Origin of the sequence: Tardiphaga sp. 862_B3_N4_1 (assembly GCF_051811085.1) — a bacterium.
In the GTDB taxonomy this organism is placed as follows: Bacteria; Pseudomonadota; Alphaproteobacteria; order Rhizobiales; family Xanthobacteraceae; genus Tardiphaga; species Tardiphaga robiniae.
The window spans coordinates 809,652-827,131 of the sequence record NZ_JBPWQB010000002.1 but is presented as its reverse complement, the minus strand read 5'-3'; the positions used below and the strand labels follow the sequence as shown (position 1 = coordinate 827,131).

Annotated in this window: 17 protein-coding genes; 9 read left to right on the top strand and 8 right to left on the bottom strand. The window is 63.0% G+C overall.

The genetic code is table 11. From position 1 onward, the window contains the following. Positions 1-4: 4 nt before the first annotated feature. Positions 5-982 carry a KpsF/GutQ family sugar-phosphate isomerase gene (locus AB8B02_RS21120; RefSeq protein WP_439065908.1) on the bottom strand — a complete coding sequence of 326 codons (978 nt, stop codon included), beginning with the start codon at positions 980-982 and terminating at the stop codon, positions 5-7. 342 nt (positions 983-1,324) lie between these two features. Between AB8B02_RS21120 and AB8B02_RS21115 the strand changes: the two genes are divergently transcribed. Continuing rightward, positions 1,325-2,929: an outer membrane beta-barrel protein gene (locus AB8B02_RS21115; RefSeq protein WP_439065081.1), complete on the top strand. Its 1,605-nt coding sequence runs from the start codon at positions 1,325-1,327 to the stop codon at positions 2,927-2,929. A gap of 34 nt (positions 2,930-2,963) precedes the next feature. Here AB8B02_RS21115 and AB8B02_RS21110 read toward each other — a convergent pair whose 3' ends face one another. Then, positions 2,964-3,236, bottom strand: a complete 273-nt coding sequence (locus tag AB8B02_RS21110) for a hypothetical protein (protein ID WP_089266229.1) — start codon at positions 3,234-3,236, stop codon at positions 2,964-2,966. A 199-nt stretch (positions 3,237-3,435) separates the two neighbouring features. On the opposite strand from AB8B02_RS21110, the gene AB8B02_RS21105 reads away from it, so the two are divergent. Next, positions 3,436-4,932 carry a sensor domain-containing diguanylate cyclase gene (locus AB8B02_RS21105; protein ID WP_170849588.1) on the top strand — a complete coding sequence of 499 codons (1,497 nt, stop codon included), beginning with the start codon at positions 3,436-3,438 and terminating at the stop codon, positions 4,930-4,932. A 3-nt stretch (positions 4,933-4,935) separates the two neighbouring features. Here AB8B02_RS21105 and AB8B02_RS21100 read toward each other — a convergent pair whose 3' ends face one another. Then, positions 4,936-5,820 carry a UTP--glucose-1-phosphate uridylyltransferase gene (locus tag AB8B02_RS21100; RefSeq protein WP_068728967.1) on the bottom strand — a complete coding sequence of 295 codons (885 nt, stop codon included), beginning with the start codon at positions 5,818-5,820 and terminating at the stop codon, positions 4,936-4,938. Between the two features lie 262 nt (positions 5,821-6,082). On the opposite strand from AB8B02_RS21100, the gene AB8B02_RS21095 reads away from it, so the two are divergent. Further along, complete coding sequence (locus tag AB8B02_RS21095) at positions 6,083-7,480, top strand: lytic murein transglycosylase (protein WP_439065080.1); 1,398 nt, start codon at positions 6,083-6,085, stop codon at positions 7,478-7,480. A gap of 94 nt (positions 7,481-7,574) precedes the next feature. Beyond that, the gene (locus AB8B02_RS21090; protein ID WP_115032964.1) at positions 7,575-8,540 is read left to right on the top strand and encodes a Bug family tripartite tricarboxylate transporter substrate binding protein; all 966 of its coding nucleotides are present in this window, start codon (positions 7,575-7,577) and stop codon (positions 8,538-8,540) included. A 52-nt stretch (positions 8,541-8,592) separates the two neighbouring features. On the opposite strand, the gene AB8B02_RS21085 is transcribed toward AB8B02_RS21090, so the two are convergent. Together AB8B02_RS21085 and AB8B02_RS21080 are read right to left on the bottom strand one after the other, a co-directional pair. Beyond that, positions 8,593-9,480 carry a TauD/TfdA dioxygenase family protein gene (locus AB8B02_RS21085; RefSeq protein WP_439065079.1) on the bottom strand — a complete coding sequence of 296 codons (888 nt, stop codon included), beginning with the start codon at positions 9,478-9,480 and terminating at the stop codon, positions 8,593-8,595. Positions 9,481-9,597: 117 nt separating this feature from the next. Then, positions 9,598-10,377 carry an SDR family NAD(P)-dependent oxidoreductase gene (locus tag AB8B02_RS21080; RefSeq protein WP_439065078.1) on the bottom strand — a complete coding sequence of 260 codons (780 nt, stop codon included), beginning with the start codon at positions 10,375-10,377 and terminating at the stop codon, positions 9,598-9,600. 107 nt (positions 10,378-10,484) lie between these two features. Here AB8B02_RS21080 and AB8B02_RS21075 point away from each other — a divergent pair, with 107 nt between their 5' ends. Together AB8B02_RS21075 and AB8B02_RS21070 are read left to right on the top strand one after the other, a co-directional pair. Next, entirely contained in the window at positions 10,485-11,219 is a 735-nt protein-coding gene (locus AB8B02_RS21075) for an SDR family NAD(P)-dependent oxidoreductase (RefSeq protein ID WP_175367770.1), read from the top strand. Positions 11,220-11,301: 82 nt separating this feature from the next. Next, positions 11,302-11,664 carry a CsbD family protein gene (locus tag AB8B02_RS21070; protein ID WP_089266232.1) on the top strand — a complete coding sequence of 121 codons (363 nt, stop codon included), beginning with the start codon at positions 11,302-11,304 and terminating at the stop codon, positions 11,662-11,664. A 157-nt stretch (positions 11,665-11,821) separates the two neighbouring features. On the opposite strand, the gene AB8B02_RS21065 is transcribed toward AB8B02_RS21070, so the two are convergent. Next, positions 11,822-13,522 (bottom strand): SGNH/GDSL hydrolase family protein, encoded by a 1,701-nt coding sequence (locus AB8B02_RS21065; RefSeq protein ID WP_439065077.1) that lies wholly within the window; start codon positions 13,520-13,522, stop codon positions 11,822-11,824. A gap of 231 nt (positions 13,523-13,753) precedes the next feature. On the opposite strand from AB8B02_RS21065, the gene AB8B02_RS21060 reads away from it, so the two are divergent. Further along, positions 13,754-14,008 (top strand): PepSY domain-containing protein, encoded by a 255-nt coding sequence (locus tag AB8B02_RS21060; protein ID WP_093757199.1) that lies wholly within the window; start codon positions 13,754-13,756, stop codon positions 14,006-14,008. Between the two features lie 15 nt (positions 14,009-14,023). On the opposite strand, the gene AB8B02_RS21055 is transcribed toward AB8B02_RS21060, so the two are convergent. Beyond that, a complete protein-coding gene (locus AB8B02_RS21055) occupies positions 14,024-14,404 on the bottom strand; it encodes a DUF930 domain-containing protein (RefSeq protein WP_120287194.1) in 381 nt (126 codons plus the stop codon). A 720-nt stretch (positions 14,405-15,124) separates the two neighbouring features. Between AB8B02_RS21055 and AB8B02_RS21050 the strand changes: the two genes are divergently transcribed. Next, entirely contained in the window at positions 15,125-15,631 is a 507-nt protein-coding gene (locus AB8B02_RS21050) for an adenylate kinase (protein ID WP_439065076.1), read from the top strand. Between the two features lie 36 nt (positions 15,632-15,667). Next, positions 15,668-15,895: an endonuclease domain-containing protein gene (locus AB8B02_RS21045; RefSeq protein WP_439065075.1), complete on the top strand. Its 228-nt coding sequence runs from the start codon at positions 15,668-15,670 to the stop codon at positions 15,893-15,895. A 64-nt stretch (positions 15,896-15,959) separates the two neighbouring features. On the opposite strand, the gene AB8B02_RS21040 is transcribed toward AB8B02_RS21045, so the two are convergent. After that, positions 15,960-17,417 carry a glutamate synthase subunit beta gene (locus tag AB8B02_RS21040; protein WP_439065074.1) on the bottom strand — a complete coding sequence of 486 codons (1,458 nt, stop codon included), beginning with the start codon at positions 17,415-17,417 and terminating at the stop codon, positions 15,960-15,962. Positions 17,418-17,480: the final 63 nt, after the last annotated feature.

Genomic DNA, 17,480 nt, shown 5'->3' with positions numbered 1-17,480 from the left:
TGGCTTACGCCACGCCCGCCCGTAGCAGATCGTGCAGATGCACGATGCCGACGGGCTTTCTGGCGTCCGTCACCAGCAGCGCGGTGATCTTCGACGAGTTGAGGATTTCCAGCGCCTCGCCGGCGAGCAGGTCGCGGCTGATGGTCTTGGGATTCTTGGTCATGACTTCATCGACCGAGACCGTCATCAGGTCGGCGCGCATGTGACGGCGGAGATCGCCGTCGGTGACGATGCCGACCACATGGCCGTTGCCATCGGTGATGCCGACGCAGCCAAATCCCTTCGAGGACATTTCCACCAGCGCATCGGACATCTTGGTGCCGAGCGGCTTGAGCGGCACGGCGTCGCCTGAATGCATGAGGTCGCGGGTGTATTTCAGCATTGCGCCGAGCTTGCCTCCGGGGTGCAGCACGCTGAAATCCACCGACGTAAAGCCACGGCCTTCCAGCAGCGCGATCGCCAGCGCATCGCCCATCGCCAGCATCATCAGCGACGATGTCGTGGGCGCGAGATTATGCGGGCAGGCCTCGCGCGCCTTCGGCAGCGTCAGCGCGACATCGGCGGCCTCGGCCAGCGTCGAGGTGGCTTCGGAGGTGATCGCGATCACGCCGATCCTGAAACGCTTGGCATAGGTGATGAGGTTCTTCATTTCCGGCTGCTCGCCGGACCACGACAGCGCCATGATGACGTCGTCGGGCGTGATCATGCCGAGATCGCCATGGCTGGCTTCGGCGGCATGGACGAAGAAGGCAGGTGTTCCGGTCGAGGCGAAGGTCGCGGCGATCTTGCGGCCAATATGGCCGGACTTGCCGAGGCCGGTGATGATCAGGCGGCCCTTCGCCTTGAGGATCAGGTCGGCGGCGGCGACGAAGGCCGGGCCAAGGTCGGATTGCAGCGCGGTGGCCAGCGCGGTGACGCCGCTGGCTTCGGCCTCCAGCGTACGCAGCGCAGAGGCAATCGCTTCAATGGCCTGATCGCTCATCGCTGCCGTCGTTTTCGTCGGAAGGCCGGGTGTCTTGGAGAGGGGCATCAATCGCATCCTGGGGCCGTAAATTGTCCGGCTGTGTCGCCGTCCTCTTAGCACGGCTGGGCCTGCCTGGCGAAACCCCGCCGATGCGATCTCAACGGGCCATTAACCATAAGCGTTTTAACTCCCTTAACCATGAGTTGTCGCGCGCGCCTCCGGCGTCGCTCTTGGTGGATTTTGTAAGATTTTGATAGTGTTGGAGTTTTTCTGATCGTGAGGATGGGTCGAGTACGCGACCGCCGCAACCGCGCCTGGGCCAACGGCGCGGTTTCGGCATGTCTGTGCCTGAGCCTCCTCATGCCATCTCCGGCATTCTCGCAAGCATTGACGTCAGACCTGCTGGCGCCGGTCCCGGGCGGCTTCGTGTCACCGCAGAACCTGCCGACACGCCGGACGACGGATGCGCCGCTCCAGCCAAATGGAACGCTGCAGACCAGCCAGCTATCGCCGGATCGCATCCCGCAGTCGATCATCACGCCGCCGATGCCCGCCGCATCGGGCGCCGCCGGCACCGGATTCGATGCGCTCAACCGCAAGCGCAAGCAGATCAAATATTATCCGGGCGCGAAGAAGCCGAAGCCGCCAGTGGGGCCTGGCAGCCCGCCGCCGCCGCTGGTGCCCGAAACGCGGCCGTCACCGCCATCGGCCAAGGCCGCCAAGCCTCCCGTCGCCCCATCGGTTGCCGGCACGGTGGTAGGTCAGCCGCCGCGCCGGCGATTGCCGATTGATCCCGATCCTTATGCCCCGACCGGCGTGCGCGTCGGCAGCTTTCTCGTGAAGTCAGCCGTGGAAATCTATGGCGGTTTCGACAACAATCCGGCGCGTTTCGTGCAGCCGAAGGGGTCGTCGTTCTACAAGGTCGCGCCGGAGCTGCTGGCCGCAACCGACTGGACGCGGCACTCGATCATCGTGGATCTGCGCGGATCCTTCACCGGCTATGAGAAACAGTTTCCCGCAGCGCCATTCCAGACTTCGCCGGCACCCGAAAATGTCGATCGCGCCGAATTCAACGGCAAGATCGCCGGTCGTCTCGATGTCGCCCGCGACCTGCGCGTTAACAGCGAAATGCGTATGCGGGTCGGCGCGGATAATCCGGGCAGCCCGAACATTCAGGCCGGCTTGAAGGAGTTCCCGCTGTTCACGACGACTGGTGGGTCGCTCGGGGTCGAGAAGGACTTCAACCGCCTTCAGATCAAGGTCGATGGTCTCGTCGATCGCACCGTCTATCAGGATTCGAAACTGACCGACGGCACCCAGACCAACAACAATGACCGTAATTTCAATCAGTATGGCGGCGTCGGCCGCGCCACCTATGAAGTGCTGCCGGGTCTGAAGCCGTTCGCCGAAGTCCAGGGCGATGTCCGTGTGCACGACGATCGGGCGGATCGCTTCGGCTATCTCCGCGATTCCAGCGGCGGCTATATCAAGGCCGGCACGACGTTTGAATTCACGCGTCTGCTGACGGGCGAAGCCTCAATCGGTTATGCAGCGCGCAGCTATACGGATACGCGGCTGGAGGTTCTCAAGGGCCTGCTGACGTCAGCGTCGCTGATCTGGACGGCCACACCGCTGACGACCGCGAAATTCGTTTCGACCACGTCGATCGACGAGACCACCGTTCCCGGCGTTCCCGGCATTCTCACGCGCACCTATACGGTCGAGGTCAATCACGACTTCCGGCGCTGGCTGACGGCCACGGGCAAGTTCACTTACGTGACGCAGGATTATCAGGAAAACTTCCGCTTCGATAAGATCTACTCGCTGCAGGGTGATCTCGTTTACAAGCTGAACCGTGAAATCCAGCTCAAGGCTCAGGTGCGCCGCGATATCCTGGATTCAAACATCCTTGGCGCGAGCACGGCCTCGACCGTGGTGATGCTGGGCGTGAGACTGCAGCGATAGCGGTCAAAAATCGCTGGGCGCCACGTCGCTCGTCCTAATTCCACTTCCGCATGAACTTGGCCGTCTTCCGGCGAAATTTTACACCGGAGCCATCGGGCAATCGGATGGCGATGAAGCCGGCTGCGATACAGGCCTCGCGCTGCGGCATGTGCTCATCGGGCGCGCGCTCGGTCTCCCACCACGAGGCCCGGTGCGACGCGCGCGGCAGCGCGTCGTCGATGATCTCCTCGATCGCATCCATGCTCAGCACGAATTCGTCCTTGGTCTGGCTGGCCAGGTAGGCGCGGAGCAGGTCGTAGTCAGGCACGGAATTGTCCTCGGTATAATCTCGCAAACGTCATACGCGCCCGCGCGATCAGGCGCTACAGCGCGATTTCGGTAAATCGACATCGGAAGTGCGTCATCCGAGCATTTTCCGCAACCGTTCGTTAACGCCGTGTGGAACCCAAAGCCGGTACTTAAGCGCTCGGCAAGCATTCGCGTGCGATCCGTGGGGTACGGAGCACATGATGAAGTCGGGGAATGCAAGCACGGGAATTCGACGCTGGCCGTTATCGGCCAAGCTGTTGATTCTGTCGTCGCTGGTCACGATCATTGGCTTTTCGGCCGTTTGCGGCACTGTGATGCTCGATATGCGCCGCGGCGAGGAAGCGCTCGCGCGACAGACTGCCGAGAACCTCGCCACCTCCATCGATTCTGATATAGGTCGAACTGTTGAACAATACGATCTGTCGTTGCGCGCTGTCATTTCCGGCATCAATACGCCCGAGATCGACAAGCTGAGCAAGGAAATGCGCCAGCTGATCCTGTTCGACAATGCGGCATCAGCGCGCCAGTTCGCATCCATCCAGGTGTTCGATGCGCATGGCGATCTTATCATCGATGCGGCATCGCTCGATCCTGCCAAGCAGAGCAGTGCCGACGAAGAGTTCTTCAAGGTACACAAGTTCGACGGCGAGCGCGGGCTCTATGTCAGCAAACCGATGCTGCACCGGGGCGCGTATTCCGTCGTGCTGAGCCGCCGCATCACCGACGTCGATGGCAATTTTGCCGGCGTCGTCGCGGGTGCCATCCGGTTCGCCTACTTTCATGATCTGTTCGGCCGCTTGCGGCTGAACAAGGACGACAACATCACAGTGATCCGCCGCGACGGCGTCGTCATCATGCGTACGCCGTTCGATCTCGACGTGGTCGGCAGGGATCTGAGCAAGACCCCCGGCGTGATGCGGGCGCTGAGCCGGTCCAACGGGTCGTATTCGGGCGTCGGTGTCGTTGACCAGATCGAGCGCCTCTATGTGTGGCGCGACAGCGGTCGGCCGTTGCTCGTGATCGTCGGCCGGCCGTGGGCCGGCATCTACAGTCTGTGGTATCAGCAGGCGATCAAGATCGGCGGCATCATGCTGGCGCTGATTATCTTCATCACCGCGGTGACACTGTTCCTGGCGCGCGAAATAGGCCGCCGCGCGCACGCAGAGCACAAGCTTGAAGAACTGGCCACGACCGATGGCCTCACTGGGCTGCGCAATCGCCGCAAATTCGATGCGGCGATGGAGCTGGAATGGCGTCGCGCCATCAGGCATTCACGGCCGATGGCACTGCTGTTGATCGACGCCGACCATTTCAAGGTTTTCAACGACAGCTTCGGTCATCAATCCGGAGACACTGCCCTGATCGCGATCGCGAATTGCATCGCAGGAGCGGCGAAGCGGGCCGGCGACTGTGCCGCGCGCTATGGCGGGGAAGAGTTCGCCGTGCTGCTGCCCGGTGCGACCGTGCAGGATGCCTATGAGGTTGCCGAAACCATTCGACGTCGCGTCGAACAGGTGCCGGCCGATCCTGCGATGCTCACGGTCAGCATCGGCGTCGCCAGCGTGAAGCCGCTGGTGACGATGGAGTGGACGGGACTGGTCGAAGCTGCCGACAAGGCGCTCTATGCGGCGAAGGCCGCAGGCCGCAACCAGTGTGTCATCGCAGGCGATGCGCACCAGGCGATTGCAGCCTAGCGCTTACTCTCCGAGGTAACGCAGCATTTCGGCGCGCAGACCTTCGCGCAGATCGGGGCGTTGCAGGCCGAACGCGATATTGGCGCGCAGGAAGCCGGACTTCGAACCGCAATCGTGCCGCTCGCCTTCGAATTCCACGCCGTAGAACGACTGGCTCTTGGCGAGGCCGATCATCGCATCGGTGAGCTGGATTTCGCCACCTGCGCCGCGCTCCTGGGTCTCCAAAATTTTGAATATCTCCGGCTGCAGGATGTAGCGGCCGGTAATCGAAAGGTTGGACGGCGCGGTGCCCTTCGGGGGTTTCTCGACCATGCCGTCGATGGTGAAAGCGGCTTCGTGAGTTGGGTGGCGCTCGCCGACACCGCAGATGCCGTATTGATGCGTCATGTCCATCGGGACTTCCTCGACGGCAACGAGGTTGGACTTTTCGCCAAGCGCTCCCGCGATATCGACCATCTGCTTCAGGCAGCCCGGGGAATTCAGCACCAGTTCGTCCGGCAGCACCACGGCGAAGGGCTCATTGCCGACGATATCGCGGGCACACCACACAGCATGGCCAAGCCCGAGCGGCGCCTGCTGGCGCGTGAAGCTCATGGCGCCGGCGGCAGGCTGGGACAGCGCCAGCTGTTCGATCTCGGCAGACTTGTTGCGGCTCTTGAGTGTCTCGTCGAGCTCGAACATGCGGTCGAAGTGATCTTCGATGATGCCCTTGTTGCGGCCGGTAACGAAGATGAAATGCTCGATGCCGGCCTCGCGGGCTTCGTCGACCACATATTGGATCAACGGCCGATCGACGATGGTCAGCATTTCCTTCGGCATCGCCTTGGTGGCGGGAAGGACGCGGGTGCCGAGGCCGGCGACCGGAAAAACGGCTTTGCGAATTTTCATCAGGGGACTTTGCAATGACCTTGGAGGGGAACGACGCAGGCAGGCCAACGAAGATTGCGCCTGCTGGTTCCGTTTGCAACCGGGAACAAAGGCGGATGTGTGGTGCCGGGCTACATGTCTGCAATTATCCTTTCTGCCGCGCGGCACGTTCGCCCAGCCAGGCAAAACTGGAATAGTGTTAAGCTGATGGAAACCCTCGCCGGGCCTCCTGTCATGCCACAGTCATGACCAAATTCCGGTCAGATTCCCGAGATGGATAGTGATGAAATCTGCGACGAAGATGGCGCGTAGCCTGACATGCGGTGTAGCTGCGCTCGGCGCAGTTTTGCTTACGGCAGCCCTGCCCGTGGCGGCGCAGGCGCAGAGCAAGAGCGGCCCTTTCAGCCTGTTCGACAATATCTTTAGCGGATCGTCGCAGACCCAGGACCCGCCGCCACAGGCGGCACTGCCCGGCGCGCCCGGAGCGCAGCCCTGGAGCGGCGAGAACGGCGCATCCGGCCATCCGCTGATGACTGCACAGGCAATCCGCGAGGCCGCTGGTAATTTCGACAACTGCATTGCCGGACTGTGGCCTGATGCCGCACGCCGCGGCATCTCGCAGGACAGCTATCAGCGTTTCACCGCCGGGCTGACGCCGGATCTGCGAATCATGGACCTGATGGATTCGCAGCCGGAATTCACCAAGGCGATCTGGGACTATCTCGACATCCTGGTGAACGACAACCGGATGGCCAAGGGCCGTGAGGTGCTGGCGCAGTACAAGACGATCTTCGATGCGGCCGAGAAGGCTTACGGCGTCGATCGCTACATCGTCGCGTCGATCTGGGGCATCGAGTCGAACTACTCGACGATGATCGGCGATCGCAGTGTGCTGCGCTCGACGGCGACGCTAGCCTGCGTCGGCCGCCGCCAGGCCTATTTCAAGGACGAGTTTCTGGTTGCTCTGGAAATCCTGCATCGCGGCGATCTGAGGCCTGAACAGATGCGCGGCTCTTGGGCCGGCGCATTCGGCCCGACCCAGTTCATGCCGACCGCGTTCAAACGCTTTGCGGTGGACGGCGACGGCGATGGTCGCCGTGACGTGGTGGACAACCCGACCGATCTGATTTTCTCGACCGCCAACAACCTGAAAAAGGATGGCTGGCAGAGCGGTCAGACCTGGGGCTACGAAGTCGTGGTTCCACAGGGCTTCAACTACATGCTGGCCGACAAGGCCAAGGCGATGACGCTGCCGCAATGGGAGCAGCTTGGCCTCAAGCGGGCGAACAACCAGCCGTTCCCGCGCATGACAGAAAAGGCCTATCTACTCGCGCCCGCCGGTTCGCAGGGGCCGGGCTTCCTGATGCTGACGAATTTCCGCGTCATCATGAAATACAATCCGGCCGAGGCCTATGCGATGGCCATCGGCCATTTTGCCGATCGGTTGCGCGGCGGTCCGCCTTTCGTGCAGCCATGGCCGCGTCAGGAGCGCGTGCTATCCCGCGCAGAACGGCTTGAGCTGCAGCAGCTGCTGACGCAGCGCGGCTTCTACAAGGGCACGCCGGACGGCCAGTTCGGCGGCCAGACCCGTGAAGCCTTGCGCAATTTCCAGGCCTCCGTCGGCGCGCCTGCTGATGGGTTTGCATCATCGGAGATGCTGGATCGGCTCCGGGTGAGATAAGCGCCCTGCGCAGAGGGCCATAGCGCATAACATTATACCGCAGTGCAGCATGCGTGTTAGGCTGCTCCCCTTGATGCATTCTTGGGGACTATCGATGTTGAACAGGCGCACGCTGCTGGCCGGGTTGTCGGCAAGCCTTCTTCCATTTCAGGCTAAAGCGGCGTGGCCGGAACGGTCCATCACCCTGCTGCACGGTTTCGCGCCGGGCGGCGGCACCGACGCAACCTCGCGTGTGCTCGCCGAAGGTCTGTCGAAAATTCTCGGCCAGACCGTGGTGGTCGAAACCAAGCCCGGCGCCGGCACGACGCTCGCCGGGGCGCAGCTCGCCCGCTCGGCGCCCGACGGCTACACGATCTCGCTGATCACCGCGACCTATGGCGCGTCGTCGGCCTTCTACAAGAGCCTGCCTTACAAGCCGGTCGATGACCTCAAGGGTATCTGCCAGGTCTCCGAAGCGCCCTACATGTTCTCGTGTAATGCGGACGCGCCCTTCAAGAATCTCGCCGAGTTGATCGCTTCTGCAAAGAAGCAGCCGGACAAGCCGCTCACTTACGGCACGCCCGGTGTCGGCTCGGGCCCGCATCTGATCGTCGAGCAGATCGGGCAGTTGGCCGGCGTGAAGTTTCAGCACATTCCGTTTCGCGGCGGCGCTCAGGCCGTTGTCGAAGTCCTCGCGGGGCGCATCGACTTCATGGTCGATCCGCCGATCTCGATGATCGAGCAGATCAAGGCCGGCAAGTTCCGCGCACTCGCGGTGACGACGGCTGAACGCTTCCCGTCTTTCCCCGATATTCCCACCGTGGCCGAAGCGGGCTTTCCCGGTTACGCCGCGCCGGGCTGGTACAGCCTCGTTGGCCCGGTCGGCCTTCCCGACGACGTCGTGGCAAAGTTGAACGCTGCGACGGTCACACTGCTCAAGGATGAGAGCGTGAAGGAGCGGCTGCTGTCGCTCGGTAGCCAGGCTAAGGCCTCGCAGCCGAAGGAGGTCATCGATCTCCTCGCCTCCGACGTGAAGCGCTGGAGCGAGGTGCTGGAGAAGGCAAAGATCGAGCGGATCTAGAACGCACACGGGCGTGCCGCATCGTGCGGCGCGCCTGTCTTTGAACGGCAGGTTATTCCGCCGCCTGCTGCGCCACCGTCGGCGCATTGCCGGCGACTGTGGCCCGGCGCATGTCGCGCGGCTGCGACTGGTCGTAGCGGCGGACGCGATGCATGGTCTGGCGATTGTCCCACATCACGAGATCATGCAGCGTCCATTTGTGGACATGGACGAATTGCGGCTGCGTGGCGTGCTCGTTGAGATCGCGTAACAATACGCGGGCTTCGGGCACCGACATGCCCTGGATCGCGCCGGCATGCGACGACAGATACAGCGACTTCCGGCCATGCACCGGATGGGTGCGCACCAGCCGTTGCAGCACCGGCTTGAACATCTCTTTTTCTTCGTCGGTGTAGTCGAGAAAGCCGAGCGCGCCGCGCGACGTCATCAGCGAGTGTTCGCAGATCATGTCCTCGATCTCGGCCTTGGCATCACCGTCGAGCGCATCATAGGCCGCGCGCATGTCGGCGAATTCGGTATTGCCACCCTTCGGGTTGACCACGCGCGCCGACAGTAGCGAGAATTTTGCGGGGATAGGCCGGAAGGAACTGTCGGAGTGCCACAGGCAGTTGCCGAGATTGAACAGGTGTGCCCGGCTGTCTTTCGGCAGCGGCTTGCCGTCCTTGCCGAGATTGGATACGTCGGCGAGACCCGATGTCAGCCGGTAGTCTTCCTTCTTGGTGACGGAGCCGCCTTTTCGATTCTCGCGCTCACCGAAATTCTGTGCGAAAGCGAGTTGCTGTTCGTCGGTGATATCCTGCTTGGGGAATATCAGAACAGCGTAGTTATCCATGCCGCGCTCGATGGCAGCGGCGTCATCGGGGCTGATGGGCTTGGTCAGATCGACGCCGGTCACTTCGCCGACGAACAAGGGATGTAGTTTGCGGATCGTCACGGGCATTGCAGATTTCCTCCGTGTGGAATGGTTGACCCATTCGATTGCGGCTTCCGATCATGCTAGGCCGCTTGAGAAAAATGCTACGCCCGTGCGGACTGATGTCAATCGGCGCGAATGCAGTTACGCATTGCGTGCCATGAGGCCGCCGTCGACTGGGATCACCGCGCCTGTGATATAGGACGCGGCAGGCAGGCACAGGCTTAGCGTCATATGCGCGACTTCTTCCGGCTCTCCGTAGCGGCGCAGAACGGTGCGGCGCTTGGCGAAGATCACCTTGTGTTCTTCGCTGATGGGTTCGGTGATCCCCGTCGTGATCGGGCCGGGACAGATGCAATTCACTGTGATGCCGTCGCGGCCGAGTTCCACCGCGAGCGAGCGCGTGAGGCCGGTAACGCCGGCCTTCGCCGCGGAATAGGGACTGTGCAGTGCGGTGGCGCCGAGCGCTTCGGTGGACGCGATGTTGACGATCCGCGGCGAGGGCGATTTGCGCAGGTGCGGCAGCGCGGCGCGGACGATGCGCTGGTGCGAGGTCAGCATCACCGCGATGGCGCGATCCCACGCGGCGTCATAGCCGTCCTGGTCGATCGCGGTGGAAACTGAGATGCCGGCATTGTTGACGATGATATCGAGACTCCCGAAATGCGCGGCGACGTCGCTGACCACTGTGCGGATGCGATCGGGATCGGCAACGTCGAGCGTCCATGCGTGTGCGCTGCCGCCGCCTGATGTGATCGCATCCGACACTGCGGCAATCCCGTCCGCCGAAATATCCGTGACGGCAACATTGGCGCCTTCGTCGCCGAACACGCGCGCCGTCGCGCGGCCCATGCCGCTTGCAGCGCCGGTGACGAGAACTGTGAGGCCGCGCACCGAGCGGCTGAGTTGTTTGAAATCCGACAAGGCATCCTCCGAATTTTGCGCCTTCATGATGAGGCTTGATTGAAGGCTTGCACCGATCGCGGGCGCGGTCAAACATGCGTCGATAAAATCAAGAAGGATAATCAGGGATGAACGAACTCGATTTCAGCGGCCAACAGGTGCTTATCGTCGGCGGATCCAGCGGCATCGGCAACGGCATGGCGCAGGCGTTTCGTGCGCGCGGCGCACGCGTGCATGTGTGCGGTACGCGCGCCAAGGCCAGCGACTACACGATCGATGAAGGTTCCGATCTCGACGGCCTCGGCTACAGCCAGCTCGATGTTGGCAGCGCGTCGGCCATCGAGGCCTTCGATCCGAAGCTCGATCGGGTCGATGTGCTGATCCTTGCGCAGGGTGCTGTGATCTATCGCCGCGGCGAGTTCGAGATGGATGGCTTCCGCAAGGTGATGGAAGTCAATCTGATCAGCCTGATGGGCTGCGCGACGAAGTTTCATGCGCAGCTCAAGGCCAGCAAGGGCCGATTGATCATTGTCAGTTCCACCGCGGCCTATCATGCCACCAAGGGCAATCCCTCTTACAATGCGTCGAAGACCGGCGCGGTCGGCCTCACGCGCACATTGGCGCAGGCGTGGTCGGAAGACGGCATCCGTGTCAACGGTATCGCGCCGGGGCTCGTTGACACCAAGATGACAAAGGTCACGACAGCGAATCCGAAGCGGCTGGAAGGCGCGATTGCCAGGATCCCGCTGCAGCGCCTCGGCACGCCTGCCGATATGGCCGGCGCCGCATTGTTCCTTGCGTCGCCGCTGTCATCCTATGTTTGCGGTCATACGCTGGTCGTCGATGGCGGTTTGATCCTTTAAATTGACGGCGCCTGCATCGCGGCGGAACCAGTACTGGCTTCAGGCATTACACCGGCGAGAATTTCCTCACGGAGTAATGGACATGGACAAGGACCGTATTGCGGGCGCAGCCAAGGATGCAGCTGGCAAGGTTGAAGGTGTGATCGGCCGAGCCACGGGCGATGAGCGGACTGAAGCCTCGGGCCGCGCGCGCGAAGCGACGGGCACCGTGCAGAACCTGTACGGCCAAGCCAAGGACGCCGTGCGTGACGCATCGGACGCCGCCACCAGCTATGCCAAGGATGCACTCGACAGCGACGTCTATCGCGACGGCACGCAGGCGATCACCGACAAGGTCCGCGACAATCCGCTGGGCTCGCTGCTGATCGCAGGCGGTATCGGCTTTGCGCTGGCGATGCTGATGACGCGTCCGCCGCGCCGTCGTCCGAACCGTTTCGGTTATTGATAGCAGATCGCGGCTGACATAACGGACGCTGCAGAAGCGTCAGCAGTCGCATCTGAGAAAACGTCCAAGAAAATATCCAGAAGCGAAAATCCCTCAGCCCGCAAAGGCTGAGGGATTTTTTTGACTCTGAAATTTCGCGTCGGAATTTTTCGCGCGATTAGCGCGTGAAGAAACCGGAGGGGGCGGAGGCGGCGGGGCCGACATTGGCGGGCGGGCGCGGGCCGGGTGCCTGGGCCGGGCGGGGGCGCTGGGGCGCCTGCTGGACGGGCGCGCGGCGCGGCGTATCGTCGAAGCCAAAGAAACTACCGAAGGATGACGGCGCTTCGGTGGCGATGACGGGCTTCGGCTTTTTCTTCGGTGCGGCCGGCGCTGCCATCACCGGAACGATGCCATCCGGTCCTGTCGTCGCAGCGCCGCTCGTGCCTGAGGTAGCAGGTGTGGCCGCCGCGACGGGAACATCGCCCTTGGCCTGTTCGCGGCCGATCTCGCGGCGCGGCCAGGCGAAGTCATCGGCGCGGCCGGCCGGTGCGGCGAGTGGCTCGCCTTTGACCAATACACGCGCGACCAGTGCATCGACACTCACCGGCTTCACGCCGGGGCCGCCGAGCAGTTGATCGGTGCCGACCGAGGAGGCGACCAATGGCACGATGGGGCCGGCCAGCGGACGCGGCGCTGGCGCGCCAGGCACGGCATTGAGGTCCGGCGTCGCAGGCTCGCTCGGCAGCGCGATCGGCGCGGAGCGGCCGGAGAGCAAACGGGTGATTTCGCGCTCGACGTAATGCGCCATCTTGCGGGCGCCGGCCTTGGTGAAATAGACGCCGTCGGCCGCACGCAGCCGGCGGATCTGGCCTTCGAAATCCGGGCCCTGCTGCAGGAAGCGGCCGGCTTCGTCGACAAAGCCGTCCCAGATATCGACGTAGGTGATGCCGGCCTTGGTCGCGGCGTCGCGATAGAGATTGTCGAGATAGAGCATGTCGGCGGTCGCCTTGGTGCCGCGCACTGCCGGCAGGCCGACCCACAGCACGGGTACGCCCTTCGCCTTCACGACATTGATCATCTCCTCGATCTTCTTCGAGTAGAGTTCGCCCCAGCGCTCGTCGCGGAAATCGACCATGCCGCCGGTGCGCGCGCCGCGCTCGGTCACGATCGAACCGGGATCGGGAATATCTGCATCGTCAGCTTCCGGCTCCGCCGGCTTGTCGCCGGGCTTCACTTCCGCGGCGCTGTCTTTCTTTTCGTCCTTCTTGGCGCCCTTCTTCTCGGCCGCCTTGTCGGGCTCGCGGATTGCGACGCGGTCATTGAGGCCGAGCATGACGACGATCGCATCGGGCTTCTCGGTGGCAAGAATGCCCTTGGCCGCCGCGGCCCAATCGGCGGGATCGCCCTTCGGCTGATAGCGCAGCAGGCCGGAGACGGTCTTGTGCTTGCGGATCACGCCCATGTCGGGCTGTTCGGCATAGGCGTCCTCGAGGCCGTAAGCGAGCCAGTCGGCCATGCTGTCGCCGAGCACCAGCACGTTGCGCTCGGCCGGTGCGTCGCGTTTTTCCGGCGATGGTGCGCGTGAATAGTCCTCGCGCGGAGCGGCCCGCTTCGGCGCCTGTTGTTGTTGGAACGGCGCGAAAAACGGGCTGTCATTGCCGCCGCCGAACCAGCCGAAGCCGCCACCGCCGCCTTGAGGCACATTGCGCTGCGGACGTGGAGGAGGTTGCTGCGGACCGCCGAAACCGAAGAACTGCGCGGAGGCCGGCGCCACGATGCCGATCAGGAGGCCCAGCGCCACGGCGAGCACCATCAGCGTGCCCTTTTCGGCACGCCAGTGATCGATCCGCCATCTCGGCAAGTTGGGCTTCTGTGACATGCGCCTCGACCGCAATCGCAGGGTCCGCAGACCCGGGTTCCCGCTCGACATACTACCGGATTCGGGCCGCAAGCGGGCAGCCGCGATCCCGCCATCAAGCGCCGCCCGGCGTTAACGTCAAGCAAATCCCGGAACTTTTAGCGGCAGGGTGAACAGCGAGGCCGCAGCCAAGGCCTGTGCCGAACAAAGCGGCAATCCCGGAGTTGTCGTGACAAATCAGGGAGGTTTGCCATGAAGTCACTGCTGCTCGCCGTTGCGCTCGTTTTCGCGCTGCCCTCATGGGCTTCCGCAGATACCCCGGGCAAGGACTGGATGACCGCACAGCAGGTCACCGAGAAGCTGCGCAGCTTGGGCTACACGGAGATCAGAGAGCTTGAGGCCGACGACGGCCATTGGGAAGCCGATGTCGTGAAGGACGGCCGGACCTTCGAGGTCCATGTCGATCCGCATAGCGGCGCGCTCACCAAGAACGAGCCCAAGCACTGACGCCGGCAGGCTAGTCTATTTCCATAGTCCCAAAGACTGCCATTTGGCGGGCGGAATGACCGTTCCCGTCTTGTAGGTGAAATCCAGCACCGTCTTGTGGTCCGGCGTCGCCTTGCAGGTGAAGGCGACCTGCATCCATTTGCCGCCCGCGCGATAGGCGCCGCCCTTGGCGATCATCGTATTGCCGAGATGTTGCGGCGGCATCAGCGCGTCGGATTTGGCGCGCTCGACGCGCGGGCCGCCCTTGCTGATCCGGCGCATCGCCTCGAAGTCGCAGACCTGTTCCAGCCGGGTCTTGGGATCGAGCTTGCCGAGGGCCGCCATGAAGCGGGCATCGCTGGCATGGGCCTGCGGGACAAGCGCCACAAGGCCGAGCGGAATAAGCAGGAATTTCATGCGGGAAGGGACAACACGTTTGGAAGGATGAACCGGCGGGATGACATCCGCTTAGCGTGTCCGGAGGTTGCTGGCTACCCACTCTGGGATGCGCAGCGCGCCCGGTCGCGCTGTGCGAGTCCCGGTCATGAATGGGGTCGACGCGCGCACGCGCCGTCTGTCCCGCGCCGCCGCGCAAGTTGGCCTTCCGGTGGTCCCCTTTGATGTGGAGGATAGAGCGCCGAAAGGCGCAACTTTGTCGTCAGTGGCGCGTCCCGTTGGTTGCCTGCGACAGCGACCTTCGGTGCGCGCACGCCTTTCGGCGCTCCATCGCGACTTTTTTGTTCCCGGGGCCGTGCTTCCGGGTACTGGGTACGGGCATCGTGCCCGTCATCCGGCCGGCTTTCGCCAGCCTTCACCCGCACCCGTCCAGCCGCAAGCGGCAGAGCCCCGTAGTGGGCCCGGACGGCTACCCAGGACCTCCCGAGTCCGTGCTTGCGAGGCACGTCCGCGGGCGCCGCACCCTGTCCCACCTCCAAAGACGCCCTCGAGAAGCGCCCTCGTTGGACAGAGTGATAGGAATGTCAGCCTTTATAGGAATATGTCAATATCGAAATATGTCGTTAAAGTCATAGCCGCCATGAGTAAGAATGGCGAAGGTCCCTTGTCCCTCAAGCGTGGCGTACCCGCTCGTTATGCAAGAGCGGGAAAAGGGCATTGCTGCTCCGCGGAGTTCTTGCTTTGAAACGCATCTTGATCGTCGGCTGTCCAGGCGCGGGAAAGAGTACGGCAGCTCGTGCGCTGTCTGAAATCACTGGCCTGCCAGTCATTCATCTCGACCGTCATTATTGGCAGCCTGGTTGGCGCATGCCGGATAGCGACGTCTGGCGCACGACAGTCGAGGCGTTGGCGGCTGAACCGTACTGGGTCATGGATGGAAATTACAGTGGCACGCTTGTGTCGCGGCTGGCGCGGGCCGATACGCTGATCCATCTGGATTATTCAACCGGTCTTTGCCTGTGGCGCGTTTTACGTCGAGCGACTTTGGGCTGGGGACGGGTGCGTGCGGATACGGGGCCGGGATGCCCAGAGCGTTTCAATGCAGAGTTTCTGCGTTTTGTCGTCAACTACAGACGCGACCAGCGTGCGCGTGACATGGAGCGCATGGCGGACTTTGCCGGCGAGGTGCACCGGTTTACGAGGCCGGCGGAGTTGACGGCGTTCATTGCTGCTCAGCGCTCGGCATGATCTGCTGGTTTCTCTTAGCTTCATTAACCCGTACGCTTGGTCATCGAAGTCGATGGCGGACAGCATAATTTCGATGAGGCGGCGCGTCGGGATGAAGCGCGGGATGCGTTCTTGCGCGGCGAGGGATTTCGCGTGATGCGGTTCTGGAATTTCGAGGTGGATCGGAATCTGGATGGCGTGATGGAGTCGATAATCGGAGCTCTGGGCTACCCCCACCCGGCTGGCCTTACGGCCGTCCACCCTCCCCACAAGGGGGAGGGATAAGAAAGGAGCCTCGACACTTTCGCGTCGAGGCTCTTGAAGCTCAGAGTTAGATCACTCGCGGCCCTCACCTCGGCAGCGTCGTCGTTCCCATCAGCGCCTGATCGATGGCGCGGGCGCACAACCGGCCCTCACGGATCGCCCAGACCACCAGCGACTGGCCGCGGCGCATGTCGCCGGCGGAGAACACCTTGGGCAGGGAGGTAGCGAAATCCGTCGTCGGGGCGCGGACGTTGCCGCGCTGGTCGAGATCGACGCCGAGGGTCTTCAGCATGCCTTCGTGGACGGGATGGACGAAGCCCATCGCCAGCAGAACGAGGTCGGCCTGCAACGAAAATTCCGAGCCGGGGATCGGCTTGAACTTGTCGTCGACCTGCACGCAGTTCAGCTTGGTGACCTTGCCGTCTACGCCTTCGAAGCTTTGCGTCAGCACGGCGAATTCGCGCTTGGCGCCTTCGGCTTGGCTCGACGAGGTCCGCATCTTCAGCGGCCAGTTCGGCCAGGTCAGGCCCTTGTTCTCCTGCTCGGGCGGCGCCGGCATGATTTCGAGCTGGGTCACCGACAGCGCGCCCTGACGCAGCGAGGTGCCGATGCAGTCGGAGCCGGTGTCGCCGCCGCCGATGACGACGACATGCTTGCCGCCGGCCAGGATCTCCTTGACGTCGCCGAGCGGCTCGTTGCCGACGCGGCGGTTCTGCTGCGGCAGGAAGTCCATCGCGAAATGGATGCCGTCGAATTCGCGGCCGGGGATCGGCAGGTCGCGGCCGTGCTCGGCGCCGCCGGTCAGCGCGATGGCTTCATATTCCTTGAGCAATTCGGCGGGGTCGATGGCGCCGGGTGATGTGCCGCCGACAGCCTTGCCGTAATGGAAGGTGACGCCTTCGCCTTCCATCTGCGCGACGCGGCGATCGATGATGTGCTTTTCCATCTTGAAGTCGGGAATGCCATAGCGCATCAACCCGCCGGCCTTGGCGAGTTTCTCATAGACATGGACGTCGTGGCCGGCGCGCGCGAGCTGCTGTGCGCAGGCCATGCCGGCGGGACCGGCACCGATCACGGCGACCTTGCGGCCGGTCTTCACGGCGGAGACCTGCGGCTTCAGCCAGCCATTGTCCCATGCCTTGTCGACGATGGCGCATTCGATGGTCTTGATGGTGACCGGGTTGTCATCGATGTTCAGCGTGCAAGAGGCTTCGCACGGTGCCGGACAGATGCGGCCGGTGAATTCCGGGAAGTTGTTGGTCGAGTGCAGGTTGCGCGAGGCTTCTTCCCAGTTGCCGGTATAGACGAGGTCGTTCCAGTCCGGGATCTGGTTGTTGACCGGGCAGCCGGGCGTGCCGGGCTGAACCGAGCCGGTGCCGTGGCAATAGGGAATGCCGCAATTCATGCAGCGCGCGGCCTGATCGCGGGTGTCTTTCTCGCTGAGCGGAATGACGAACTCGTTATAGCCCTTCAGGCGCTCGGCAACCGGCGCATACTTGCGGTCGTGACGATCGATTTCCAGAAAACCCGTGATCTTGCCCATTACAACTGACGCCTCTGAACTCTTAAGTTCCAAATTCCGTCCTCATCCTGAGGAGCGGCCACT

Coding starts and splice junctions, on each gene's coding strand:
- AB8B02_RS21065 (WP_439065077.1), bottom strand. CDS start 13,522: ATGTCACAGAAGCCCAACTTGCCGAGATGGCGGATCGATCACTGGCGT.
- AB8B02_RS21100 (WP_068728967.1), bottom strand. CDS start 5,820: ATGAAAATTCGCAAAGCCGTTTTTCCGGTCGCCGGCCTCGGCACCCGC.
- AB8B02_RS21095 (WP_439065080.1), top strand. CDS start 6,083: ATGAAATCTGCGACGAAGATGGCGCGTAGCCTGACATGCGGTGTAGCT.
- AB8B02_RS21040 (WP_439065074.1), bottom strand. CDS start 17,417: ATGGGCAAGATCACGGGTTTTCTGGAAATCGATCGTCACGACCGCAAG.
- AB8B02_RS21120 (WP_439065908.1), bottom strand. CDS start 982: ATGAGCGATCAGGCCATTGAAGCGATTGCCTCTGCGCTGCGTACGCTG.
- AB8B02_RS21070 (WP_089266232.1), top strand. CDS start 11,302: ATGGACAAGGACCGTATTGCGGGCGCAGCCAAGGATGCAGCTGGCAAG.
- AB8B02_RS21060 (WP_093757199.1), top strand. CDS start 13,754: ATGAAGTCACTGCTGCTCGCCGTTGCGCTCGTTTTCGCGCTGCCCTCA.
- AB8B02_RS21105 (WP_170849588.1), top strand. CDS start 3,436: ATGATGAAGTCGGGGAATGCAAGCACGGGAATTCGACGCTGGCCGTTA.
- AB8B02_RS21085 (WP_439065079.1), bottom strand. CDS start 9,480: ATGCCCGTGACGATCCGCAAACTACATCCCTTGTTCGTCGGCGAAGTG.
- AB8B02_RS21090 (WP_115032964.1), top strand. CDS start 7,575: ATGTTGAACAGGCGCACGCTGCTGGCCGGGTTGTCGGCAAGCCTTCTT.
- AB8B02_RS21055 (WP_120287194.1), bottom strand. CDS start 14,404: ATGAAATTCCTGCTTATTCCGCTCGGCCTTGTGGCGCTTGTCCCGCAG.
- AB8B02_RS21115 (WP_439065081.1), top strand. CDS start 1,325: ATGCCATCTCCGGCATTCTCGCAAGCATTGACGTCAGACCTGCTGGCG.
- AB8B02_RS21075 (WP_175367770.1), top strand. CDS start 10,485: ATGAACGAACTCGATTTCAGCGGCCAACAGGTGCTTATCGTCGGCGGA.